Origin of the sequence: Daejeonella sp., from assembly GCF_030695525.1 — a bacterium.
Taxonomy (GTDB): Bacteria; Bacteroidota; Bacteroidia; order Sphingobacteriales; family Sphingobacteriaceae; genus Daejeonella.
The window spans coordinates 46,111-72,130 of record NZ_JAUYSS010000021.1 but is presented as its reverse complement, the minus strand read 5'-3'; the positions used below and the strand labels follow the sequence as shown (position 1 = coordinate 72,130).

The following is a 26,020-nucleotide window of genomic DNA, read 5'->3' as shown; positions in this document are numbered from 1 at the left end:
TCTACCTGATTAATGCTTCAACTGCCTTGTCTACCTTTTCAAAATTGAAGCTTTTCAAGATCTCCTTAAATGATGCATTGATCTGTTCATTGCACAGGTTCCCAATACTACCTTCGTGTGTATGTTTAACAATGCCCGGCGCCTTAAATTCGCCCTTTTCGATTGCTGCCCCAACTTTTTTATACGCTTCCCTGAAAGGTAGCCCGTTTAAAACCTCTTCATTCACGGCATCTACACTAAACAAATAAGCATATTTCTCATCCTTAAGAATATCCTCTTTAATTCTGATAGACTGCAACATAAAGCTTGTCATTTCCAGACATTCATTTAATGATTTGAAGGCTGGGAACAGATTCTCTTTCAGTAATTGGAGGTCACGGTGATAACCAGATGGCAGATTTGTAGTCATCAGGGCAATTTCATTCGGTAAAGCCTGGATCTTATTGCATCTAGCACGTATCAACTCAAACACATCCGGGTTTTTCTTATGAGGCATTATGCTTGAACCGGTGGTCAGTTCATCAGGGAAACTGATAAATGCAAAATTCTGATTAATGAATAAACAGGCATCCATAGCCAGCTTAGCCAAAGTTGCTGCGACCGAAGACATTGCCTGAGCCAGAATACGCTCAGTTTTTCCACGGCCCATCTGGGCATAAACTACATTATAATTAAGCGAATCAAAGCCCAGTAATTCAGTAGTCATGGTACGATTCAGTGGAAAGGAAGAACCGTATCCTGCTGCAGAACCCAATGGGTTTTTATTACAGACTTTCCAGGCAGCCAGCATCAGCTCCATATCATCGGCAAGGCTTTCGGCATAAGCTCCGAACCATAAACCGAAAGATGAAGGCATCGCAATCTGCAAATGGGTATAGCCCGGAAGTAATTTATCCTTATGCTCTTCACTTTGTGCAATCAGCTGGGTAAACAGAATGTCCGTATTTCTGACCAGTTTCTGAATCTCACTGCGAAAGAACAATTTGAGGTCCACCAGAACCTGATCATTTCTTGACCGTCCGCTGTGAATTTTTTTTCCGGCATCACCAATCCTTCGTGTAAGCAATAACTCCACCTGAGAGTGTACATCTTCCACATCATCTTCAATACTAAATTCACCTTCCTGAACTTCTTTGAAAATTTGTTTAAGACCTGCCTGAACCTGTTCCAGATCCTGGCTATCCATTAAACCAATACTTTCAAGCATACGAGTATGAGCTAATGAACCCAATACATCAAATGCAGCAAGCTGATGATCCAGCTCCCTGTCATTTCCAACAGTAAACTTTTCAACAGACCTTTCAGTTTCTGTTTCCTTTTGCCAGAGTTTGCTCATAGAACTGCTTTAAAATTTGTAAAATACTGTTCTTTAATCGTATCCCATTCGGATTTTAAAATACTGTAAAAAACAGTATTTCTGATGTATCCGTTATGTATTTTCATGTGCTGTCGTAAAACTCCTTCGCGGGTAGCGCCAATTCCCAATAAGGCCTGACGTGACTGATGATTACGCTCATCTGCTTTAAATTCTATTCTGTTCAGTCCCAAAACCTCAAAACCATAGGTCAGCATCAGGTATTTCATCTCCTTATTCAATCCGCTCCCCTGAAAATCACGTCCAATCCAGGTCCAGCCTATCTGCCCCCGCTCATCCCGCCAGGAGATTTCAGCAAGACGGGTACAGCCTGCCACCTTATTCGATTTTTTATCAATAATTACCCACACTGCACATTTTCCTGCTTCACGATCGGCAATCGCCTTTTTAATATATTTATGTAATTCTGCCGGCTTCGAAAGATCCTGAAGGCCATAGATCCAGAGGCTATCATCATCTGCTACCACCTGCAATGCTTGTTCATCATCAAACTCAATCGGACGAAGCAAGGCCCTTTCACTTTCAAGGGTAATATTCAAATCCTTTACCATCACAGAATCTCCGTCAATAATTTTATATAGAGGTCAATACCCTCTTCAATTTCATTTACATAAATATATTCATCAGCCATATGTGAACGTGCCGAATCTCCCGGACCCATTTTTAAAGAAGGGATATCAAGCAAAGCCTGATCACTGGTGGTAGGAGAACCATAGGTCTTCCTGCCCAAAGCAATTCCAGCCTGTACAATTGGATGTTCGATGCTAATTGAAGAAGGTTTTAAACGGGTAGATCTCGGATTAACATCACAGTCCACATTCTGACTTATAATCTTCAGTACCTCCTCATTTCTATAGGCATCAGTTACCCTGACATCAACGGTAAAATTACATACCGCAGGTACCACATTATGCTGTGATCCGGCCTCTATTATCGTTACACTCATCTTAACAGGGCCAAAGAGGGCTGATTTCTTGGCAAACTCATAGGATTTGAACCAATTAATATCCTTCATCGCTTTGTAGATTGCATTCTCACCCTCTTCCCTTGCCGCATGCCCTGCCCTTCCGTGAGCAACACAATCCAAAACCATTAATCCACGCTCGGCAACCGCCATTTGCATTAATGTTGGCTCACCCACAATGGCAAATTCAAGAGGCCCCAGTTCAGGAAGGATCAGCTCAATACCATTCTTACCTGAAATTTCTTCCTCGGCAGTTGCAGCCAGGCAAAGGTTGTATTTTAGATTCTTCTCCTTATAAAAATGAATAAATACCGCGATTAGCGATACCAGACAGCCTCCTGCATCATTACTTCCCAATCCAAACAACTTGGCATCGATAATATCAGCCGCAAATGGGTCACGACTATATCCTGGATTAGGCTTTACCGTATCGTGATGCGAATTGAGGAGAATGGTTGGCTTTTGTGCATCAAAATGCTCATTATATGCCCAAACATTATTGATCATACGATGGGTTTTTACTCCCTGATCCATCAGAAATTGCTCAATTGCCGAGGCAGTATTCTCCTCTTCCCTGCTAAGAGAAGGGATACTGATTAGCTTACGCAATAAATTAAGACTGTCGTCAAACAGTTTACCAGCCATTTTATTTATTCGTTTGTATATAATTCACCCGCTTTTTGAGCTGATAATTTAATTCCCTTGATCATTGAAGAGCTAAAGCCATTATGCTCCATTTCATTCAATCCGGCAATGGTGCAACCTTTTGGAGATGTCACCTTGTCGATCTCATGTTCCGGGTGGCTATTCTGCTGCAATAAAAGTGATGCTGCTCCTTTGGCTGTTTGGGCAGCCATGCGTAAGGCCTCATCGGCATGAAAACCGATCTCGACACCACCCTGTGATGCTGCACGAACGGCCCTGAGAAAGAACGCGACCCCACAGGCACAAAGTGCGGTTGCAGCTGTCATTAAATCTTCATTGATCTTAATAACTGAACCTACAGTTTCAAACATTTTGGTCACTTCCGCAATATTTTCAGCTTCCGCATTGTCAGATGCTACGCAGGTCATGGATTCACCAATTGCAATTGCAGTATTTGGCATTGCCCTTACAACCTGTACCCTGCTGCCCAGTTTGGCGCGAATGTCAGCACAGCTAACTCCTGAAATTACAGAAATCACTAAATGCCTGGCGGGATCAATTGCACCGTCAATTTGCTCCAGTAAATTGTCAAGTTGCTGTGGCAGAACAGCCAGGATAACTATAGAAGCATCAGCTGCAGCAGCATAATTATCTGAGCCGACCTGAAAACCCTGTGCTGCAATAGTATCCAGCCGCTGTACATTACGGCGGGTAAGGGTAATATCAGCGGGTTTGCAATAATCAGCTTTAACCAGTCCTTTGGCCAATGACATACCAATATTTCCGCTTCCTAAAATTGCTGTTCTTTTTGTTCCTGTTTTCATTATCTGCTGATTAAGCGTGTACCAAAATTTTCATTGTTCAAATTTGCCAATGCATCAGCTTTGCCGATACAAACCTCTTTTAGGCCTTTATTTATTGCTTCGAAGGCATTATCCAGTTTGGGAATCATCCCATCATTAATAATTCCCTGTCGCTTTAATTCATTATAATAATGCGGATCTATTGAGCGGATTACTGAACCCTCATCTTCTATATCCATTAAAACCCCCGCCTTTTCAAAACAAAAGATCAGGGATGTTTCATATTCCTTAGACATTGCGATAGAAATTGCAGAAGCAATGGTATCCGCATTGGTATTTAAAAGCTGCCCTTTGCCGTCATGTGTAATAGCAGAGAAAACCGGTGTAAAACCTGCTTCCAGCAGTTTGTAAAGACCTCTACGATCAATAGATGATTCATCGAGATCGCCCACAAAGCCATAATCAACGGCCTCACCTAAATCCTCTCCGGAGGAGAGGACTTTCTGCGGCAGACGCCTTGTTGCCCTGATCATATTTCCATCCGCACCCGACAAGCCGATTGCATTACAATTCTCAGATTGCAAACCTGCGACTATATTCTTATTGATTAAACCTGCATATACCATGGTTACTACTTTCAGGCTTTCTCCATCAGTGATTCTTCGGCCTTCAACCATTTTTGATTTGATACCCAAATCTTCGGCAATTTTGGTGGCAATTTTTCCTCCACCATGAACCAGTATCTTATGCCCTTGCAGCATTGCAAAATCGGCAATAAATTGTTGCAGACTATCCGGATTGTCGATGACATTTCCACCAATCTTAATAACCTTCAGGGATTTCATTTTAAGCCCTCCAGCATATTTTTTAAGACCGTTTGAGCAGACCAAACCCGGTTTGCAGCTTCTTTGATGACCAGTGAATGCGGGCCATCCAAAACTTCGGCAGAAAGCTCGAAATCACGGCGAACCGGCAGGCAGTGCATTACTTTCGCAGCATTGGTTTGTTCCAGCTTTTTATGAGTCATCATCCAGGATTCTCCATTCTGAACAGTTTTACCATAGTCATTGTATGATGACCAATTCTTAGCGTACACAAAGTCTGCACCCTGTAATGCAAGATCCTGATCGTGTTCAATTTTTGCTCCCGGTGTAAATTTCTCAGCCAGCTCCAAACCTTCAGGATGGGTAATTACAAAATCGATCATTCCCTCAGCCTGCGCACGGCACATCCATTCAGAAAATGAATTTGGAACAGCCTGTGGTAAAGATTTTACATGGGGAGCCCATGTTAAAACAACCTTTGGTTTTGCCACCTTTTTATATTCCTCAATGGTAATCAGATCCGCAAAACTCTGCAATGGATGCAAGGTAGCACTCTCTAAACTAATTACAGGAACTCCACTATATTTCACAAATTTATTGAATAAACCTTCGCCATAATCCTCGTCACGATTCAATAATTTAGGAAATGAGCGAAAACCCAATATATCACAATATTGACCCATGACCGCTGCTGCTTCACGAATATGCTCTACGCTTGTACCATTCATCACTACCCCGTCTTCTGTTTCCAAAGCCCAGCCTTCCTTATCAAGATTCATCACCATCACATTCATACCCAAATTCAAAGCTGCCTTCTGCGAACTTAATCGGGTACGCAGACTCGGGTTCAGGAATACCAGTCCAAGGGTTTTATTCTTACCCAGCAACTGATCTGCATAGGGATCTGCCTTTAGTATCAATGCCTGCTCAATGAAAGATTTCAGGTCTGTAACGTCATTAACGGAAGAAAATAATTTCATATTCGTAAAAATAGCCGTAAATTTTTAATTCAATTCTGCTTTCAATGCTGCAAGAAATTGATCAGCATCCTCTTTAGTTAAATTTAAAGCTGGTAAGAGCCTGATCACATTCGGTTTTGCCTCTCCGGTAAAGATACGATGCTTGAAAAGTAAATCCTTTTTTACGTTTGCATACTCTTCAGAAAGCTCAATTCCGATCATCAAACCTCTTCCACGAATCTCAGTAATTTGTGGAATCTGATTCAATTCTTTGATGAGGTAATTCCCGATTTCTTCTGCATTCTTCATCAGATCATCCTGCTCCATTACCTCAAGTACAGCAAGTGCCGCAGCACAGGCTAAGTGATTTCCACCGAAAGTTGTTCCAAGCTCACCATACCAGGGCTTAAATTTAGGTGAAATGGAAATCCCCCCTATTGGGAAACCATTACCCATTCCCTTTGCCATTGAATAAATATCAGCCTCAACGCCTGCATAATCGTGTGAATAGAATTTGCCGGTCCGCCCATAACCGCATTGAACTGAATCAGCGATATAAACCGCATCATATTGATCACAAAGGCTTCTGATCTTCTGCAAAAAACTCTTTGATGCTTCCCGGATACCACCAACACCCTGAATACCCTCAATAATTACTGAAGATATCTCATTTCCGAATGATTTAAACGCATCTTCCAATGCTTGTTCATCATTGAAAGGAAGGAAAGTGACATTATCTGTTTCGTTTACCGGAGCAATGATCTTCGGATTATCTGTTGCAGAAACAGCCAATGAAGTACGTCCGTGAAAAGCACCCTTAAAGGCAATTATTTTTTTTCGTTTGTTATAAAAAGATGCCAGTTTCAGGGCATTTTCATTTGCCTCAGCACCTGAATTACAAAGAAAGAGCTGAAAATCAGGCTTAGCAGACAAATTACCAAGCTTTTCAGCAAGTTCTATCTGTTGGGAGATAATGACTGAATTAGAATAGAACCCAACTTTATTCAGCTGCTCTGTCAGGCGTCTCACATAATGGGGATGGGTATGACCGATCGAAATCACGGCATGTCCGCCATAAAGATCCAGATATTTATTGCCATCGGCATCCCAAACGGTGCTGTTCAGAGCTTTTACAATTTCAATGTTATTGAGAGGATATACGTCGAATAGTTTCATCTTGTGGGAGTTATACGTTGTATGTTATACGTTTAAATAGTACTAAATTGAAGGAGAGGGTCATTCTTAAAATATTTGATCCAGCTCAATTTTTAGAAACGTTTAAGATAAATACAACTCAAATTTTGTTACGAACTTTACTAATTAATGAAATCAACATTGCTTTGATCTCATTTATATTATCATTCAGAGCATCATGTTCATCCAATGTGAGATATTCCAGATCACGGGATAAAAGCAGGAAGTACTCTGCTTCATTGGCCGAACCTAAGGCTATATTTAAATAGTTCCCTAAATCCTTTTGTGAATTTTTACCGCATCCTTCAGCGATATTGGCCGGTATCGCTGAGATACTTCGTCGCAATTGATTAGTTAAACTATAAAGTTCCTCCTTTGGAAAACCCTTGCTAAGCAAGTATACTTTTAATGTCAGTTGGTGAGCTTTTGCCCAAACTTTTAAATCCTTATAATTCTGCATGAATAAATTTAAGGCTCCCAGGAAGGATCCAAAAATTGACTTATTTTGCGGTAAGAACATTAAAACCAACATTTCTTTATTAAATATAAAATCAAACGCATTTACCTCATTTACTATTTATTCTTCAATTTAATTGGAGCAAAATCTAAACGTAAAACGTAATAACGTATAACTCAAAATCCTACTCCCTTCAGCCTCAAGCCCACCGTCTCCCCAAGCCCGAACATTAAATTCATATTCTGGACCGCATGCCCGCTGGCACCTTTCAGTAAATTATCTATGATGCTGATAATGAGCAATTTATTGCCATGCTTTTCCAGATGAATCAGAGCCTTATTGGTATTCACTAGCTGCTTCAGGTCAATATTTCTTTTGCTGATATGAGTGAATGGATGATCTTTAAAAAAGTTTTCATAAAGAGTGTATGCTTCATCCAGACTTAATTCAGTTTCAGTATACATTACTGCCAGAATCCCCCTGGTAAAATCACCCCTTTGGGGGATGAAATTCAGTGCCTGATCAAAGTTGTTCTGTAATTGATTTAAACTTTGACCGATCTCATTCAGGTGCTGATGCTCAAAAGCTTTGTAAACAGACAAGTTATTATTTCTCCAGCTGAAATGTGAAGTCGGACTTAAGCTTTGTCCTGCTCCTGTAGAGCCGGTAGTAGCATTGATATGTACATCCGAGTTCAATAATCCTGCATCAGCAAGTGGCAATATCCCAATCTGGATGCAGGTAGCAAAACAGCCCGGATTAGCAATGTTTTGAGCTTGTTTGATTGCTTCCCTGTTCAATTCTGGCAAGCCATAAACAAAAGACCTGCTTCCATGTCTGGCATTGGAGTTTAACCTGAAATCCTGTGAAAGATCAATGATCTTTATACTCGCTGAGATTTCATGGCTATCCAGAAACTTTTTGGCATCACCATGACCTACGCATAAAAAAAGCGCATCAATATCCTGGGAAATGGTATCTGTAAACTTCAGATTAGTGTCACCAAAAAGATCAGCATGCACATCAGAAAGCGATTTGCCCGCATTGCTGTTGCTATGAACCCAACATATTTCTGCCTGAGGATGGTTGATCAGTATCCTGAGCAATTCTCCACCAGTATATCCTGCTCCACCTGCGATTCCTATTCTGATAGTTCCCATTGTTTTACTTTTTATCGTGTACCCTATGCCAGATCATGGTCTGGTTTCCAAATATTTTTGAAAAGCCTTTTACATCCTCTCCCGACCATGAGTTATTCATCTCACCATAGCTTCCGAATTTGTTTGACATCAGATCATTCTCAGATTGAATTCCGATGATCTCAAAACGATAAGGATGAAGTTTTACAAATACTTTTCCGCTCACGGTTTTCTGTGTATCGCTTAAAAACGCTTCAATATTACGCATGATTGGATCGTGAAACTGCCCCTCGTGAAGCCAGTTGCCGTAGAAACTTGACAACTGGTCTTTCCAGCTCAGTTGCCATTTGGTTAAAGTATGTTTCTCCAAAGTATGGTGAGCTTTGATGATGATCATCGGTGCCGCAGCTTCAAAACCAACACGACCCTTGATACCAATTATAGTATCTCCAACATGAATATCCCTACCAATGCCATAAGGCTGTGCAATTTCCTGCAGTTTCTGAATGGCTTTAACCGGTGATAAGCTTTCTCCATTAATTCCTATCAGCTCACCCTGCTCAAAATCAAGTTCCAGTTTACGCGGCTCGGTTTGAGTAACCTGTGTAGGCCATGCCTCTTCTGGTAAAGTCTCATTGGAAGTCAGGGTTTCTTTACCCCCAACTGAGGTACCCCAAATACCTTTATTGATTGAATATCTTGCTTTCTCGGCAGTATATTCTACACCATGATTATTTAAATATTCAATTTCTGCCTCACGGCTCAATTTCAGGTCACGGATTGGAGTAATAATTTCCACTCCGGGAATCATTATATTGAAGATCATGTCAAAACGCACCTGATCATTCCCGGCTCCGGTACTTCCATGAGCTACATAATCAGCACCGATTAATTTGACGTAATTGGCTATTGCAGTAGCCTGACTTACTCGTTCAGCACTTACCGAAAGAGGGTAAGTTGCATTCTTAAGCACATTACCATAAATAAGGTATTTGATACAACTTTCATAATAGTTCAAAGTTTCGTCAACAACTGCATGGGAAGTAACCCCAAGGGCATAAGCACGCTCCTCGATCTGCTTCAGCTCTTCCTCAGAAAAACCACCGGTATTCACAATCACAGAATGTACTTCCAGATCACGGTCTTTGGTTAAGTAAATACAGCAAAAGGAAGTGTCCAAACCTCCGCTGAATGCTAAAACAACCTTCTTCTTCATCATTTAATTTTGTAAAAGTTTAACGAATAATGCACCTAGTGCAGCAATCATTTTCAATGAATTGCGTAATTTTTCTTCAAGACGTTCGAACAGGGTTTGTTTGCGGGCAACCTTACTCAAACGCTCCTCAGCCTCAATTTTTAAACGATCGTCTTCTTCTTTCATTTTGCGTTCGATCTCTTTAGCCTTTTCTTCCGGATCCCAAAGCATTGCTGTACACATACAATTTTTACGGTCTTTGCTTTTCAGGATATCATAGTTCACACAACTCTGACATCCTTTCCAGAAATCCTCATCCTGAGTTAGTTCTGAGTAGGTTACAGGTTCGTAGCCGAGCTCAGAATTAATTTTCATCACGGCTAATCCGGTAGTCAGTCCAAAGATCTTAGCCTCCGGATATTTTTTGCGGGAAAGGTCAAAGACTGCGCGCTTGATCAAGCGTGCAAGTCCGCGATTACGGTAACCCGGATTCACGATAAGACCTGAATTGGCCACAAACGTGCCATGACTCCAGGTTTCGATGTAACAGAAACCGGCCCAGGTACCATCCTTGTGAAGCGCAATCACTGCTTTGCCTTCCAGCATTTTTGACGTGATATACTCAGGGGTGCGTCTGGCTATTCCTGTTCCTCTGGCTTTGGCAGACTCTGCCATCTCATCGCAGATCTGTGTTGCGTATTCAATATGTTGTTCTGTTGCCGGGATAACAACAAACTCGTTTTCTTTCATGTATTTTGAAGAAAAAAATCCGGTTTTGAATCGGAAAAAAGACTACGTTTTTAGTCTTTCCTTTTGTGAATAATATCATTGATTGATCAGCCGGATGGAATGCTCCGGTTTAAGGGGTTTAATGCCAAGATTCAAGTCCGCGGCATAAAGGGTCGTCGGAAACGCAACACTAACTTCTCAGGCCTGAATTTACTACAAACAATACCCCTCATGTAACCCGTTTGGGTTAATGATCCTGTATTGGCCTGGTAGTTTAAACTATTCATTGTTAATAGTATAAGTGGTATCGAAATTTTTTACAAAAAAACGAAAAAAATACTGAAATCTGCAATAGTGGGGGGATAATATTACAATTTTTTAATGCTGGTTTGTCATTGCAGCCTCTTGTCACAAAATACAATGTGGATTAGGTCAAATTTATTTTAAAGGATTATGGATACAGTCTGTCAATACTAATTGATTTTTTAACATTCCTTTCACTCCATAACAGTTAATATTTTATGCGCTTCACTCTCCAATAAGCCTTTCAAGGGGTATTGTTTTAGCCAACATAATAATTAAATTGCTTCTATACTTGAATATCTTGAAAGCAGACTGATCCCGATACAATACAATAAATGATATGGTAAAAACTGAAGCATCACTGAATAGAACTTTAGGACTTTTTGCAAGTACCTTAATGGTGGTTGGGATAGTGATTGGGAGTGGAGTATTTAAAAAAATAGTCCCCATGGCCCAAACAGGGCTGAGTGAGACTGCGATTTTGATGGCCTGGATTCTTGCTGGTGTAATCAGTTTATTTGCTGCGTTTACAGTAAGTGCTCTGGCTTCACTTACCGAAGAATCCGGAGGCCTTTATGAATACTTCCGTATATCCTTTGGTAATTTTTTTGCTTTTATTTCAGGATGGGCTGATTTTATAATTATTAGTCCGGCAGCAATTGCTGCCCTTGCCTTTCTTTTTGGTGAGGTTATCAATTCCTTTATCCCCCTTCCAAAACCGCTTGATATCTGGAAAGACTTTTCTATTGGGGGTTTCATTTTTCCTTTTGCAAATTCGGGCGTAAAATTGATTGGAATTTTTGCAATAATCATACTTACCGGAGTAAATTCTTTGGGATCCCGCGAAAGCGGTGTTTTCAACTCTATCATTACCAGTGCTAAAATTGTGGGTATATCGGTTCTGATAATTGTGGGATTTGCTTATTCGGGGCCGGATACACAAAGTTCCAACGCTACGCTAAATACAATAAATGTACCTGAAGGAATGCTGTTTTACAGTGCATTTTTTGCGGCAATGCTGAGTGCTTTCTGGGCTTATAACGGATGGGAAACTGCTACCAATATTTCGGGTGAAATAATTAATCCAAGGCGTAACCTTCCTCTTGCCCTTACAATAGGTCTATCTCTTGTGGCATTGGTCTATACACTTCTTAACTATACCTACATGAATGTGCTCAGCCTTGAACAGATCAGAGCTATTGATGTAAATCAAATCGGAGCATTTGTTGTTGCAGAGACATTACTGGGTAGTTTTGGAAAAATACTTCTGATTGTACTTCTTATTATCTGTGTATTCGGTGCACTGAATAGTAATATTGTTTCTTCTCCCCGTAAATTCTACCGTATGGCACAACAGGGATACCTGTTCAGCCATTTGAAAAAAGTCCACCCACGGTTCAGAACACCTCATATCTCCCTAAACTATATGATGATTTTGGGATGTGTCATGCTTGTATCGGGTTCATTTGATACGCTCACGAATATGGTTATCTTCCTGAATTTTGTGTTTTATGGATTTCTTGCCTTTGCAGTTCTTCGTCTGAAAAGAAAAGGAATGATCCAGGCTAAGGTAACTGGATACCCATTCGTTCCCATTGTATTGTTGCTCTTCTCTATTGCTTTAACAATAAATACCATCTGGGTTCAGCCCCAGCAATCTTTGGTGGGGATAATACTTGTACTTAGTGGTGTACCTGTTTATTATTATTTTAAAAAACGAAAAACAACTTAATCACATTGAACACTACTGATAGTGTTTCTCATCAAATGCATTTAGGTTCGCAGTTAATACAGAAAAAATAATAGCAATTGAAAACAATAGTATTGATCATTTTTATCTTTTCGTCGACCAGCCTATTTGCCCAGGATGACTCGCTAAAAAATCTGACTTTTAATGCTTATGCTGAATTATATTATAGCTATGATTTTGCGAAACCTGCAAATCATGAAAAACCTGATTTTATCTATAATCACAAAAGGCATAATAAGATCAATGCAAACCTAATTCTATTAAAAACTAATTATTCGGCCACAAATCTCAGGGCAAATTTGGGCTTAATGGCTGGAAATTATTCAAGATACAATCTTAGTGCAGAGCCTTCCTGGGCCCGGCATCTCTATGAAGCCAATATTGGGGTTAAATTATCAAAAGAAAATAATTTTTGGTTAGATGCAGGCATACTCCCTTCTCATATTGGATTTGAGAGTGCAATCAGTGCCGACTGCATGACTTTAACAAGAAGTATTATGGCTGAAAACTCTCCTTATTACGAAACGGGGATCAGATTAGGCTATTCAACAAAAAAAGGAAATCTCAATTTGGCCTTTTTGGTTTTAAATGGATGGCAAAGAATCAAAAGACTAAATTTAGTTCAAAAACCTTCCTTTGGGATTCAGGTAAATTATAGGCCTTCCGAAAAATTACTTCTAAACTACAGCAACTTCACCGGGACAGACATTCAGAATAATTTTAATGCATTAAGAACCTTTCATAATCTGTACATGCAATTCGACATGAATAAAAAACTAGGTTTGATTGCCGGCTTTGATATAGGTAACGATAAATACAACAGCAGCGATTATGGTATTTGGTACTCACCGGTAGCTATTCTGAGGTATTCGGCCACTGAGCAAATTAAAATCGCAATTCGTGGAGAATATTACAATGATAAAAACCGGATCATAGTCGCAACAAATAACCTAAATGGACTAAGAGTTTCGGGTATTTCGGGCAATTTCGACTATCACATTAGCAAAAAGCTTCAATTCAGAATAGAAGGCAAGGTTTATCAGGCCGGTGAGAGGGAGTTTTATAATAATTCAAACAAAAATTATTCTCTGACTTCAAATGTGACAATTAGACTCTAATTCTATAAATATTCGGGCAATATTTTTTACTGCATAGAATTAAGTATTTATAATTATCTGATTATCAATTATATTATACTTACCTTTTATAATGTTTTTTTAACCTAAACGAAAATATTATGAAAATCCAAACACAATTTGTCGCATTTTTTGTAATGGCCGCCTTCTTTTTGGCATCCTGCAACACCACCACACAAGCTCCGGAAGCTGCTTTAAATATGGATTCAGTAAAAGCTGAAATTCAGAAATTAGAGGATGCTTATGCCGCAGGAGATAAAGCAAAAGATGCTGACGCCATCGTGGCCTATTACAGCGATGATGCAATTAGCTATAATTCGAATGAAGAGCCAAGCGTTGGAAAAGCAGCAATTAAGGAAAGAATTGTTGCGCGTATTGCAAAAGAAACTAACGGACAGTCGAATGCCTATAAAGTTGTTGACGTTTTTGCAGCGGGGAATGGGGCTGTTGAAATTGGCACGTGGACAACCACTGATTCAACAGGTAAAGAAGTAGATAAAGGACATTATATGTCTGTTTTCGAAAAACGCGATGGTAAATATATTTGTATCCGTGACATGAGTGTGAGTTCCATGCCTGCAAAACCAGGTATGTAATCGTGATATTGCATTATATATCCCATCCCTTCCAAATAAAAAGAAAATATCTGGAGTCAGTTTTTACTGGCTCCATTTTTTTTGACAGACTAGCAAGCAAAACATTTTTGAATTTGCGTCTTCTTTACTTGCTCAAAGACTGCCTAGCTGAAACTCCAGTATTGAATGATCTCCCGGTAACAAATCCCTGCATTTTGCAGTCCTAACAAAAACAATTCTGATGAAATCGAAAGTAATATTAAATGCTCTATTATTAATATCTCTAATGACCCTGGCTTTATCCGCACAGGAAAAGAAAGTCGCCCCCACATCATTGGAATTATATAAAGAAATTGAACAGGCCGATAGTATAATGTTCCAGGCTTTCAACTCTCAGAACATGGAGAAATTCCAGACTATGTTTACAGAAGATCTGGAATGGTTTCAGGATAATGGTGGACTAATTCCGTATAAAACTGTTTTTGAAAATTTCGGAAACACCTTCAAAAATGAAAACAAGCTGAGCAGGGAGCTAGTTAAGGGCAGCCTGGAAGTTTATCCAATAAAAGATTATGGCGCTATTCAGATTGGAAAACATCAGTTTAAACATACAGAGAATGGAAAATTAGAGATCGGAACTTTTAAATTTCTAATGATTTGGCAAAAAAAAGACGGCCTGTGGCGAATTTCCAGGGTAATAAGCTATGATCATTAATCTCGAATCAACAAAACAGCTTACGAATTCATAAAAATGCATTAGATTATCTTTATTTTTCCAAAAGATAAAACCCAAAATTGACTACCATATGAAACGCTTACTAATTCTGCTTCTTGTCTTTATATTCCTGGCAACCGCACTTTTTGCTCAAAAACCAGTACAAAAGACTATCAAGCCACTTAATGATGCCGAGTTGCCCCGGGGAACCGGAACTATAGCCATTGTTGATGTCAATCTTATTGACGTGAATGGTGGAAAAGCCATTCAGAATGCATCTGTAATAGTTAAAGGGAATAAAATTATCGCTGCCGGCCCCTCAGGAAGTATTCAGATTCCGCAGGGTGCTGAAATCATTCAGGGTAAGGGGATGTCGCTTTTACCGGGCCTAATTGATTCGCATTTTCATATCGATGGATCAGATGAGCTTCCATCAATGTTTCTTCAAAATGGTATTACTTCACTTCGTGATCCAGGACTCTGGATCGAAATGTATGATCAGGTACGAAAATCGGGTAAATCCAATCCCAGACTCTTTCTAAGCGGGCCGCATCTGGATGGTTCACCTCCTGCATATCCGAACGATGCCTATGTGGTTCGCGATGATGCAGAAGCTGTCAGGCAGGTGAATGAAGTTGCAGATCAGGGATCTACAGTTATCAAAATCTACTTCAGAACACCACCGGGAATGATAAAAGCAATCACTGATGCGGCACATAAGCGAGGTATACCAGTAACCGGGCATCTGGAAATTACTGAAGCTAAACATGCTATTGAAGCCGGTCTGGATGGAATTGAACACATAACTTCATTTGGATTGTCACTCACGCCAAAACGGGAGGCTGAAAAATATCGCCAGGCAATGCTGGCGGATAATAATTACCGTAAACAGGGACGCTATAAATCCTGGGCAGAAATTGATTTGAACTCTCCTGCAGCAGATAGTCTAACCCGATTCCTAGTCAGAAAAGGCACATTTGTTAGTCCGACCCTCGCTATTTTTGAATATCAGCCCTCACCGGGAACTATTGACAGCATTAAGCTAAAAGGATTCGATCAGATGATGAAACTGACAGCAAAACTTCAGAAAGGTGGAGCAAAAGTTGTAGTTGGTTCACATGGCATGGTCCCATATGCCGAAAAAGGTTGGGCTTATCAGCGGGAGATGGAACTCTTCGTGGAGAGCGGAATGTCAAACGCCGCAGTCATTCATGCTGCTACGATGGAAAATGCCCGCTTCTTCAGGATTGAGAATCAGTTGGGTAGCATCGAGAAAGGAAAACTGGCCGACCTGATATTGGTAAGGGGTAATCCATTAGAAGATATCAAAGTGATGAGGAATATTGAAAAAGTGATGATAAACGGGGTATTTGTCAGATAATTCTGTCATTCAAAAATTTTATTGAAAGTAATTTACAAAATCATAATAATTTTTTGGGCGACAGGATTTATTCAGTTACTATCTTTATTTTCACATTACATTTAATTGATTCCCTTTATTTTTCAATCCTGTTAAAAACGAAAATTAGACCTCTAAACAGGAGAAAAATACAGGAAAACCAAAAGAACTGCAAAATTTAATAAATAAAAATGGAAAATTTAGTAATTATTGCCCAAGTGGTACTCGCTTTATCTGTAGCCTATGTCTGGATCTTCAGATTCGATAACATTGTTCTGGAATTTAAGCAATATGGTCTGCCGGATCTGGTCAGAAACCTCGTTGGTGCATCCAAAATTTCATTGGCTACCTTATTAATTGCCGGGATCTGGTACCCGGATCTGGTGCTATACTCTGCCCTGACAATGGCTTTTTTAATGATTTGTGCACAACTAGCGCATTTCAAAGTTAAAAATCCCATTTTGAAACATATACCTTCATTTATTCTTCTCCTTATCTCTCTATTTATTGCTGGGGTTCATGCAGGGATGATTTGTTTATGAGTTTAATAAATCTAATCCTTACCTGGTTCTCTGCCCTCTCTTTTTTATTTTATGGCTTAAGCTTTTTCAGATCCAGTCATATGAAAGATGAATTCAAACGTTATGGACTAGAGAAATTCACTTTATTAACCAGTATTTTACAAATTCTGGGAGGGATTGGATTAATTGTGGGACTTCATTATCATCCAATTCTGGTAATTTCATCTGCAGGTTTATCCATCCTAATGTTATTTGGTTTTGGTGTCAGGATAAAGATTAAAGATGGCTTCTGGCAATCATTGCCGGCTTTTATGTATTTTATAATAAACGGTTACCTGTTTTATGCAGCTATCCAATCAGAATAATTTTCATCTTTAAGAACTGTTTTATGAAAATCAAGTACAGCATTTTAACTATACTATTTTTACAGTCTCTAAGTGTATTTGTCAAAGCCCAGGCAACAACAAACATTAGGCTGAAATCAGCAACAGATGACCATGAATTTGTACTAAGCAAAGAAAAAGGCAAATTCGTCGCCCTCCATTTCCTGCTTAAAACAGAATGCCCCTATTGCATCCGCCATACCCAGGAATATTTCAGTAAGGCAAAAACTCTAAAAAATGTAGTACAAGTCTTCATTAAACCTGATACTGAACTCGAAATCCGGGCTTGGTCAGGTAAATTAACTACTGAGGATCTGAAAAACTTTCCGATCTACAGAGATCCGGATGCTCAACTGGCTAAACAACTAAATATTCCCGACGGTTATAAGTTTCATAATCAGATTGTACATTTTCCTGCAACTGTTCTGATCGGTCCGGATGGAAAAGAAGTATATCGCTATGTGGGAAAGAACAACTCAGATCGTTTATCTTTTAATCAACTAGAACAAAAGGTTAATGAAATAAGCAGAAAATAAGCCAATTTTTGTATCAACCGTATTTTACTGCTTAGTTTTCTCACAAGAATAAAATAAGCTTCGCGAATTTCATATTGTGATTATCTGATTGAATATTATTAAACAATTAATTTTAATCAATTAGTTCAGACGAAATTAAACTGGCAGGATGTTAATAATCAAGCTATTCTGCTTTTCGATGTTAGTCCACAAATAGCATACTTTCCAGTCGCTTATTTTGTCGGCAGTCATTATATTGGTATTATTTCTCTGCACAAGATGAATGGCTATCATTCCACTTCAATTGATGTCATAGACCAAAACAGGCAGGGTATTTGTGTTATATTAGCAAAAAACTGAGAATTGGGACCTTAGTGTAGGCTCAGCTCATATTTAAATGATCTGAGCTTCTTTAAATAGATATAATCCCGTTAAATTCACAGGAAGTATTAGGAAGCGCTTTCTACTTTAAACTAAAAGCCTCATTATGATTTCCACCTCTTTAAAAGACCCTGACAAGCTAGATCTGGAAAATTGTTCCAGGGAGCCAATTCATATTATAGGCAAAACTCAGTCGCATGGAGTGCTTATCACTTGTGATCCCAAAAATCTTAAGATTACGCAGGTGGGAGAAAACGCAACCTGGTTTTTTGGAGTGCCCTTTGAGGACTTGTTAGGGAAAGAGCTTTGGTACCTATTAGGAGAGAAACAACTGGAAGAGTTTGTGGAGATGCTAATCTCCAAAGAACTAACCGTTCCTCAAGATGTATTGATCAATAACACTAAGTTCCTGTTGCTGGCTCATTACTCAGGACCAAATCTTATTCTGGATTTTGAACCGTATCAGGAGGTTGATAATCCCTTTTTTTTTCAGAACCAATTAACCCTGATACTCAACAAATTCCAGACTGCAACATCTGTTAATCAATTATGTGAAGCCGCAACTGTTCTAACCAAAAAAATGTTTGGATACAACAGGGTTATGATCTATAAGTTTGATGAAGAATGGAATGGGGAGGTAATCGCAGAAAGCAAGGATGAAGAGATGGGTTCCTGGCTGGGATTACATTATCCCGCTACAGATATTCCCGCTCAATCCCGGCAGCTTTTTTTGAAGACCAGGGTAAGAATCATTGCTGATGTCAATTACACTGCGGTTCCAATTGTTCCTGAGTTATCTCCTTTAACAGGGGAACCTCTTGATATTTCCGGCTCAGGCCTTAGAGCAGTATCACCAATTCATATTGAATACCTTAAAAATATGGAGGTAGGAGCTTCTCTTTCGGCTGCCATTATAGTAAAGGGGCAACTGTGGGGATTGATTGCCTGTCATCATAAGACGGCAAAACATTTAGATTTTTACCAGCGGGAGAGCTGTCGTTTTATGGCGCAAATGTTTTCTACGGAACTCACCTTACAGGAAAACACCTCCTTAATAAGTCAGGTGAAACATTCTGAAAGTATAAGGCGTCAATTGGTGGCGCAAATGAACAATGAAAGTAATGTAGTTAAGGCACTTTCTGAAGGAAATGTAAAGTTCACTCAGCTTATTTCCTGTGGTGGCGGTGCAATTTTTATGAAAGATCGCTGGAAAGTTATTGGACTCACTCCTGAAGTAAAACAACTTGAAAGCTTACTGAATTTTATTAAAGAACAGTCAGAAAGCCACTTTTTAACGCGTAATCTTTCCGCAGTATTCCCTGAAGCAAATGCTTATAAAGAAGCTGCATCTGGTGTTATTAGTCTAAAGATTTCAGAGAATATTTATATTTTTTGGTTCAGGCCCGAGGAGATCCAAGAGGTAAACTGGGGAGGTAATCCACAAAATAAAGCTTTTTTTAATGAAAAAGAACAAAGGATAAGTCCACGCCTTTCATTTGAAAAATGGTCAGAAAAATTAATGGGGGTTTCTAAAGCCTGGCAGGAAACCGATAAGGACATTCTTCGTGCATTTAAAGAGAATATTAGTTACGTTATAGTTGTGCAACTTCAAAAGGAGGTTGAAACTCTAAACACTCAATTAGTTGAGGCTAATAAAGAATTGAAATTATTTAGTTATGGGCTTTCTCATGACCTTAGATCTCCGGTAAATGGAATGGAAGGGATTCTTAAAATTTTTGAGGAAGATTACAGTAAAGAGTTGAGTGAGGAAGGCCGGGAGTTGGTTCAAATGTGCATGGATCTCAACAAAAAAATGAACGATCTCATTGAAAATATCCTTGAATATTCCCGCCTGAATAATAGTGATGACCTCAAAGTAAGTAGTGTAGATACTAAAGAATTGATAGAGGAGGTGCTCAAATTTGTTAATGCTAAAGGTAGTTACCCAAAAACCGCGCTGAAGATTCAGTCGATGTTACCCAAAATGGAAGGAGATCGCAGATTGCTTTTTCAGCTTTGGGCTAACCTGCTTAATAACGCACTTAAATATTCCTCAAAAAAAGAGAATCCCAAAGTAGAAGTCGGCACCACTGTTAAGAATGGCAGGGAAGTTTTCTTTATTAAAGATAACGGTATAGGTATTCATCCTGATTATTGGGAAACGATATTTGAGACCTTTAAAAGAGCGGTAGGAAGTGGTTTCAAAGGAACAGGAATTGGGCTGGCTATTGTGAAAAAGGTCATAGAAAAACATAATGGAGAGATTTGGGTAGAAAGTAAACCTGATCAGGGTTCAGAATTTTATTTTTATCTGGGCATAAAAAATAAGGATAAGTAAGTTTAATGGAGAAATCATGGAAAGGATAAGAGAATTTAATAATGAAAAGGATGGAGATGATTCAAAGACTTAAGGAAGAAACCTCAGAGCTTCATGAACAGATAGAAGGAGTAAATTTAGCAAAGCAAATTATGGATCACAGCATAGACCTTGATACCTACAAATTGTTATTGCTACAAAATTTCATAGCCTATCAGGCTACCGAAACTGCAATTAAACGATTTCTTCCGGGCTATAGTGGCAATAAACATAAGCAACTTCAACAGGACCTTGAACAACTGGGTGTTTCTGCAGAAATAGTTACCGAAAATGACATTTTTGAATGCCATTCTCATGCCGAAGCATTAGGAGCTGCTTATGTGGTAGAGGGATCGGCATTAGGGGGAATGCTCCTTTCCAAAAACCTTCAGAAATGCAAGCAACTCGCCTCTGTTGATCAACATCATTTTTTCAACGGAAATAAAGAAAATCTTAAAGACTGGAATTCTTTTAAGACAGTGCTTGAGCAATACGAATTTTCTAAAGCTGAAGAAAATGAAGCCTTGAAAAAGGCCAAACAAACCTTCAGGTTTTTCCAGACTATTTTTGATAGGAAGTACGTTATACGCTAAAAAATCAGCCTGCGAATAGTAAAACTCACGTTAACCATTTAGACATAGAAACTCCAGACCCCTTTTTTACCTTTTTTAAAGACCAGGCAGCAGCGCGGTCTTTGCCTGAGCAGTTTACTTTTCTTGATGCTGATAAACCTCATCCACTTTGTCAGCTCGCAGCAGAACATCTGCAGGATTACCTATTGAACCCGGTAGAGTTGAAACATAACTTTGGCTTAAACCCTGGTCAGGAAGGAACTGTAATTGGTAAGATGTTTGGTGTTCTGGTGGTTAGAACCCTAAGGAATGAAATAGGATATCTTGCTGCTTTTTCAGGAAAACTTGGCGGTACTAACCATCATATTAAATTTGTTCCTCCGGTTTTCGACAGCCTTACAGAAAACAACTTTTTAAACAGTGGAATGGCTGAACTCAACAAAATGAATCAGGAGATTTGTGAAGAAGGAAAACTGAAGTCGGAGGGCTATCTTGACCGGATCAGCACTCTGAAAACAATAAGAAGAAAACACTCTAATGGCTTACAAATGGAACTCTTCAATAACTACCATTTTCTAAATCAAAATGGTGAAACAAAAAGCCTGAATGAACTTTTCGTAAAGGCTTCCTATAAGAATCCTCCGGCTGGTGCCGGAGAATGTGCCGGTCCAAAACTACTCCAATATGCATTTCAACATAAAATGCAACCTCTTGCCATTGCAGAGTTCTGGTGGGGGCAATCACCAAAGTCAGCTCAATGGAAGCATAAAAGTTTTTATCCCTGCTGTAAAGAAAAATGTGCTCCAATTCTGGCACATATGCTGGATGGAATTACAAATTAAATATCTAATGCACCGGGTTTTATTAATTATAATTTAAACAGCCATTCAATGGTACATATCAGCTGAATAAAGCATCAGTATGAAAACCATCTACCCCTATCCCTTAATGTAAAGAGATCTTATCTTAAAAATAGTTTTAAATTTATCGGAATATAAATTTTTCAGCTTAGGGTTTGAATACAGTGAATTCAGAAAAAATTAAAAGGATTATTGGGCTTATATTAGATAAGAGATTTGTTTTATCCCTTTTCATTGCTATTGCCTTAATTACAGGTATTAAGCAATATACACGTGGTCACTATAATAACTATAAGATTTTTAAGTATACCTTCCTTCATAGTCTGGATGAAAAGTCGCTTTATGAAGAATACCCCCTGGAGTATGGAGATTCAAATCATTATGGTCCTCTGTTCGCCCTTGTAATTGCTCCATTTGCATTATTGCCGGATGCAACCGGCACCTCACTCTGGAACATTGCCAATGCATTGATCTTATACCTGGGCTTTTACAGTCTTCCGCTGCCGCTAAGAACCCGGTCAATTATTGCTTTATTATGTGCCCATGAAGCCTTGGGAGCTATGCTCAGCTTCCAGTTTAATGTTGGCCTTACAGGCCTGATTATGCTTAGTTTCTCCTATCTGCACAATGGAAAGGAAGTAAAATCAGCTTTTGCAATTGCTTTAGGAACTTTGATCAAATTGTATGGCATTGTCGGACTGGCCTTCTTTTTTTTCAGTAAGAATAAATTGAAATTTATAGTATCGGGATTGATTGCACTTACCGTATTAATCATACTCCCTGCTCTATTATCTTCACCCGAATTTATTGTCAGGTCATATACAGACTGGTTTATGAGTCTAAATGAAAAGAATATGCAGAATGTTTCACTGACCTCAATGCAGGATATATCATTCATGGGAATTGTAAGAAGGCTAATGCAGGATGCTACCATTCCTAACCTTCCATTTCTGATTGGCGGATTATTCCTATTCTTCTTACCCTATGCCCGAATCAGTCAATATCCGAATACCAATTTCAGGCTTATGCTTTTAGCTTCAGTTTTGATCTTTACTGTTATATTCAGTTCAGGCTCAGAATCACCGACCTATATTATTGCATTTGCGGGTGTAAGTATCTGGTTTATGATACAACCAAATCCAAAAAGCAAGTGGATTATCTTGATATTTATATTTGCTTTTTTATTGACAAGTATGTCACCCTCAGACCTTTTCCCCAGAATCATCAGGGATACCTATATCAAACCCTATTCACTGAAAGCACTTCCTTGTGTATTGATTTGGTTCATCATTATTTACCAAATGCTAACTGTAGATTTTAAAAAAATTAATACCCATGCATGATAAATTAATCTCTATCGTAATTCCAGCATTCAATGAAGCCGAAAATATTCCAAAGATTGCTGCTGCCATTGAAAATCTGTTCAAACTGCTTCCCTACAGGTATGAAATTATTCTGGTAGCTGATGGCTGCACCGATAGTACCATGGATAAAATTCTGGAACTAATACAGACAAATAAAAATATATTTTATATCGAATTTTCCAGAAATTTTGGACACCAGAGTGCACTAAAGGCAGGGCTGGATCATGCAAATGGTGATTGTGTGATCAGTCTTGATTGTGATTTGCAGCATCCGCCTGAAGTTATTCCTGAAATGCTCGCCAAATGGGAACTTGGTTATGAAGTGGTATATACGATCCGAAAAGAGGATAAAAAACTTCCTGTAAGTAAACGCATAAGCTCAAAACTTTTTTATAATACGATCAATAGCCTTTCGGATGTAGAAATCGAATCAGGCTCTGCTGACTTCAGGCTACTCGACAAAAAAGTAGTCCGGGTCATGAAAAATTTCAATGAAAATGAACCTTTCCTTAGGGGACTGATTAAATGGATCGGATTCAGACAGGTTTCAATAGAATATTACCCAAATCAGAGAACTTTGGGCGAAAGCAAGTACCATTTTAAGAGAATGATTAGTTTTGCATTGCAGGGTGTTACCTCATTTTCGGTCAGACCGCTATACGCTGCAATTTATCTTGGTTTTATGTTTACTATGTGCTCGATCCTATATTTACCCTATATTTTACATGCAATCTATACCGATAAAGAAGTTTCAGGCTGGGCATCACTCCTAATGACCATTGTGTTTTTTGGAGGTCTACAACTCATGATCTTGGGAATCATAGGAATTTATGTTGGAAAGATGTTTATGCAGGTTAAAGAACGTCCCAATTATATTATCCGATCTACAAACCTCATCACAGAACCAAAATGATTTTACTAAGTTTTGATATTGAGGAGTTCGATATGCCTTTTGAGTATGGAAAGGACATTTCTTTTGAAGATCAGATAGCTATTTCCATTGCAGGCAGCAACAATATTCTGGATATTCTGGATAAACATGAGGTAAAAGCTACATTCTTCAGCACAGTGATTTTCGCGCAAAATGCGCCAGAAATAATCCGGCGGATCATTAATGGCGGACATGAACTGGCCTCCCATGGTTATTATCATTCAAGTTTTGAAATTACTCACCTTGCTTCATCGAAACTGGCACTGCAGGAACTTACGGGACAGGAAATAAAAGGGTTCCGAATGGCGCGGATGAAACCTGTTGATGAGAATGAGATTACCAATGCAGGATATTTCTATAATAGCTCCATGAACCCAACGTGGTTACCAGGGAGATATAATAATTTATCCAAGCCAAGAACTTTTTATAAAGATGCAGGAACCTGGCAGATACCGGCATCGGTCACTCCATTATTACGATTTCCATTATTCTGGTTATCCTTTCATAATTTACCTTTAAGTATCTACCGCTGGCTGGTTGAAAAAACCCATAAGAATGACGGCTATCTCAATATCTATTTTCATCCCTGGGAGTTCACAGAATTGGAAGACAAAGAAAGGTTCGGTTTTCCCGGATATGTAAGCCGGAATTCAGGTATGATAATGATTCAACGTATGGATTCATTCATTGGAAACTTAAAACAAAAAAAATACCGGTTCAGCACGATATCAGATTTTCTGAAAAATTGTACAAAAACTTCCCGTGGTCTCAATTAATTGATAGCGAGTTGCTTATCTTATTAAGTTAAACTTAAAAGCTCCAAACGGAGTAATTACATTTTCAAAAAGTTTAATCTAATTTTCAGTGAAATACCTATCAATGCCAAGCTTTGCTATTCCATAAATCCCACAAAGCGGAAATATTTGCTATCTTTAGATTTACCTAAAGCGATAAATATGTTCATTACAATCATTGGAATTTTTATTCTCCTTGCAAGCTATTTTGTTGCCACACAAGATTCTCCGCTTGCAAGATATGGGCTAACCATACGCATAGTTGGAGTTATAGTTATTCTTATCGGACTTTCTTCCTCAATGTTCAGAGTTATTGAAGCGGGCCAGGTAGGAGTAAAAACACTTTTTGGTAAAGTCAATTCAGATGTTCTATACAGTGGTTTAAATATTGTTAACCCTTTAATGGAGGTTACAACCTTTGATGTAAAAACCCTGAATTATACGATGTCAGGAGTTAATGATGAAGGTAGTGCTGCTGCAGATGATGCGATCAGGGTACTTTCTGCTGATGGTCTCGAAGTGATTATTGACCTCTCTGTTCTTTTTAAGGTTAAGCCTTCCTCAGCCCCTGAAATTCTGCGTACAATTGGTAAAGATTATCTGGATAAGATTGTCAGGCCAATTGCCCGAACGGCTATAAGGGACAATGCGGTGGCTTATGATGCGGTGGCTTTGTATTCCAGTAAACGGGATGAATTCCAAAATAAAATATTTCAAACTATAAATAAAAGTTTTACCAGCAGAGGCCTTGAACTTGAGCAGCTTCTGGTACGAAATATAACTTTGCCGGCATCGGTAAAAACCGCTATTGAATCTAAAATCAATGCTGAACAGGATGCCCAAAAAATGACATTTGTCCTCCAAAAGGAAAAACAGGAAGCTGAGCGTAAACGGGTTGAGGCTCAGGGTATCGCTGATTATCAGAAGATCCTATCAACAGGCTTAAGTGATAAACAACTGCAATACGAAACGATTAAAGCTCAGAAAGAAATCGCACTTTCTCCGAATACCAAAGTCATCATCATGGGGAATAGTAAAAACGCACCGATTATTATAGGTGGTAACTAGCTTTTGTTTACAAGCTTAACAAAAACTCAGTTTTACTAATTTATAATTACCGGAAGAAGTTTACCTAAATTTTTATTCAAGGTTCATCAATCGTGTAAATGGACACAATTAAA

The 26,020-nt window shown here is 38.9% G+C and carries 26 protein-coding genes; 15 read left to right on the top strand and 11 right to left on the bottom strand.

What is annotated here, in order from left to right; translation table 11 throughout:
* Nucleotide 1: 1 nt before the first annotated feature.
* From argH to Q8S11_RS04850, 11 genes are all read right to left on the bottom strand, one after another.
* Nucleotides 2–1,336 (bottom strand): argininosuccinate lyase, encoded by a 1,335-nt coding sequence (gene argH / locus Q8S11_RS04900; protein WP_305660954.1) that lies wholly within the window; start codon nt 1,334–1,336, stop codon nt 2–4.
* Nucleotides 1,333–1,926, bottom strand: a complete 594-nt coding sequence (locus Q8S11_RS04895; protein WP_305660953.1) for a GNAT family N-acetyltransferase — start codon at nt 1,924–1,926, stop codon at nt 1,333–1,335. Before Q8S11_RS04895 ends, argH begins: the two co-directional genes overlap by 4 nt.
* A complete protein-coding gene (locus Q8S11_RS04890; RefSeq protein ID WP_305660952.1) occupies nt 1,926–2,984 on the bottom strand; it encodes a M20 family metallo-hydrolase in 1,059 nt (352 codons plus the stop codon). Before Q8S11_RS04890 ends, Q8S11_RS04895 begins: the two co-directional genes overlap by 1 nt.
* Before the next feature lie 5 nt (nt 2,985–2,989).
* Nucleotides 2,990–3,808, bottom strand: coding sequence for a pyrroline-5-carboxylate reductase (gene proC, locus Q8S11_RS04885; RefSeq protein WP_305660951.1), 819 nt, complete (start codon nt 3,806–3,808; stop codon nt 2,990–2,992).
* Nucleotides 3,808–4,632: an acetylglutamate kinase gene (gene argB, locus Q8S11_RS04880; RefSeq protein WP_305660950.1), complete on the bottom strand. Its 825-nt coding sequence runs from the start codon at nt 4,630–4,632 to the stop codon at nt 3,808–3,810. The genes proC and argB overlap by 1 nt, the downstream gene beginning before the upstream one ends.
* Nucleotides 4,629–5,591: an acetylornithine carbamoyltransferase gene (locus tag Q8S11_RS04875; protein ID WP_305660949.1), complete on the bottom strand. Its 963-nt coding sequence runs from the start codon at nt 5,589–5,591 to the stop codon at nt 4,629–4,631. The genes argB and Q8S11_RS04875 overlap by 4 nt, the downstream gene beginning before the upstream one ends.
* 24 nt (nt 5,592–5,615) lie before the next feature.
* Nucleotides 5,616–6,746, bottom strand: coding sequence for an aspartate aminotransferase family protein (locus tag Q8S11_RS04870; RefSeq protein ID WP_305660948.1), 1,131 nt, complete (start codon nt 6,744–6,746; stop codon nt 5,616–5,618).
* Between the two features lie 118 nt (nt 6,747–6,864).
* Nucleotides 6,865–7,224 carry a four helix bundle protein gene (locus tag Q8S11_RS04865; protein ID WP_305660947.1) on the bottom strand — a complete coding sequence of 120 codons (360 nt, stop codon included), beginning with the start codon at nt 7,222–7,224 and terminating at the stop codon, nt 6,865–6,867.
* Between the two features lie 173 nt (nt 7,225–7,397).
* On the bottom strand, nt 7,398–8,381 hold the full coding sequence (gene argC, locus Q8S11_RS04860; protein ID WP_305660946.1) for an N-acetyl-gamma-glutamyl-phosphate reductase: 984 nt from the start codon (nt 8,379–8,381) through the stop codon (nt 7,398–7,400).
* Nucleotides 8,382–8,385: 4 nt separating this feature from the next.
* Complete coding sequence (gene argG, locus Q8S11_RS04855) at nt 8,386–9,576, bottom strand: argininosuccinate synthase (protein WP_305661000.1); 1,191 nt, start codon at nt 9,574–9,576, stop codon at nt 8,386–8,388.
* A gap of 3 nt (nt 9,577–9,579) precedes the next feature.
* The gene (locus Q8S11_RS04850; protein ID WP_305660945.1) at nt 9,580–10,305 is read right to left on the bottom strand and encodes a GNAT family N-acetyltransferase; all 726 of its coding nucleotides are present in this window, start codon (nt 10,303–10,305) and stop codon (nt 9,580–9,582) included.
* A gap of 622 nt (nt 10,306–10,927) precedes the next feature.
* On the opposite strand from Q8S11_RS04850, the gene Q8S11_RS04845 reads away from it, so the two are divergent.
* The 15 genes from Q8S11_RS04845 to Q8S11_RS04775 all read left to right on the top strand — a co-directional run bounded on the left by Q8S11_RS04845 (nt 10,928) and on the right by Q8S11_RS04775 (nt 25,907).
* Nucleotides 10,928–12,319 carry an APC family permease gene (locus Q8S11_RS04845; protein ID WP_305660944.1) on the top strand — a complete coding sequence of 464 codons (1,392 nt, stop codon included), beginning with the start codon at nt 10,928–10,930 and terminating at the stop codon, nt 12,317–12,319.
* Between the two features lie 77 nt (nt 12,320–12,396).
* A complete protein-coding gene (locus Q8S11_RS04840; protein ID WP_305660943.1) occupies nt 12,397–13,455 on the top strand; it encodes a porin in 1,059 nt (352 codons plus the stop codon).
* Between the two features lie 119 nt (nt 13,456–13,574).
* Nucleotides 13,575–14,069, top strand: coding sequence for a nuclear transport factor 2 family protein (locus Q8S11_RS04835; RefSeq protein ID WP_305660942.1), 495 nt, complete (start codon nt 13,575–13,577; stop codon nt 14,067–14,069).
* A gap of 220 nt (nt 14,070–14,289) precedes the next feature.
* On the top strand, nt 14,290–14,763 hold the full coding sequence (locus tag Q8S11_RS04830; protein WP_305660941.1) for a nuclear transport factor 2 family protein: 474 nt from the start codon (nt 14,290–14,292) through the stop codon (nt 14,761–14,763).
* A 91-nt stretch (nt 14,764–14,854) separates the two neighbouring features.
* Nucleotides 14,855–16,144, top strand: a complete 1,290-nt coding sequence (locus Q8S11_RS04825; protein WP_305660940.1) for an amidohydrolase family protein — start codon at nt 14,855–14,857, stop codon at nt 16,142–16,144.
* A 209-nt stretch (nt 16,145–16,353) separates the two neighbouring features.
* Complete coding sequence (locus tag Q8S11_RS04820; protein ID WP_305660939.1) at nt 16,354–16,704, top strand: DoxX family protein; 351 nt, start codon at nt 16,354–16,356, stop codon at nt 16,702–16,704.
* Complete coding sequence (locus Q8S11_RS04815; protein ID WP_305660938.1) at nt 16,701–17,048, top strand: DoxX family protein; 348 nt, start codon at nt 16,701–16,703, stop codon at nt 17,046–17,048. Before Q8S11_RS04820 ends, Q8S11_RS04815 begins: the two co-directional genes overlap by 4 nt.
* A 23-nt stretch (nt 17,049–17,071) precedes the next feature.
* Nucleotides 17,072–17,602, top strand: coding sequence for a peroxiredoxin (locus Q8S11_RS04810; RefSeq protein WP_305660937.1), 531 nt, complete (start codon nt 17,072–17,074; stop codon nt 17,600–17,602).
* 466 nt (nt 17,603–18,068) lie between these two features.
* Entirely contained in the window at nt 18,069–20,300 is a 2,232-nt protein-coding gene (locus Q8S11_RS04805; protein WP_305660936.1) for an ATP-binding protein, read from the top strand.
* A gap of 56 nt (nt 20,301–20,356) precedes the next feature.
* Nucleotides 20,357–20,911, top strand: coding sequence for a biliverdin-producing heme oxygenase (locus Q8S11_RS04800; protein ID WP_305660935.1), 555 nt, complete (start codon nt 20,357–20,359; stop codon nt 20,909–20,911).
* Nucleotides 20,912–21,012: 101 nt separating this feature from the next.
* The gene (locus tag Q8S11_RS04795) at nt 21,013–21,732 is read left to right on the top strand and encodes a hypothetical protein (RefSeq protein WP_305660934.1); all 720 of its coding nucleotides are present in this window, start codon (nt 21,013–21,015) and stop codon (nt 21,730–21,732) included.
* 182 nt (nt 21,733–21,914) lie between these two features.
* Nucleotides 21,915–23,093 (top strand): glycosyltransferase family 87 protein, encoded by a 1,179-nt coding sequence (locus tag Q8S11_RS04790; RefSeq protein WP_305660933.1) that lies wholly within the window; start codon nt 21,915–21,917, stop codon nt 23,091–23,093.
* Nucleotides 23,086–24,027, top strand: coding sequence for a glycosyltransferase family 2 protein (locus Q8S11_RS04785; RefSeq protein ID WP_305660932.1), 942 nt, complete (start codon nt 23,086–23,088; stop codon nt 24,025–24,027). Before Q8S11_RS04790 ends, Q8S11_RS04785 begins: the two co-directional genes overlap by 8 nt.
* Nucleotides 24,024–24,821 (top strand): polysaccharide deacetylase family protein, encoded by a 798-nt coding sequence (locus Q8S11_RS04780; protein WP_305660931.1) that lies wholly within the window; start codon nt 24,024–24,026, stop codon nt 24,819–24,821. Before Q8S11_RS04785 ends, Q8S11_RS04780 begins: the two co-directional genes overlap by 4 nt.
* 180 nt (nt 24,822–25,001) lie before the next feature.
* A complete protein-coding gene (locus Q8S11_RS04775; RefSeq protein ID WP_305660930.1) occupies nt 25,002–25,907 on the top strand; it encodes a prohibitin family protein in 906 nt (301 codons plus the stop codon).
* Nucleotides 25,908–26,020 lie beyond the last annotated feature (113 nt).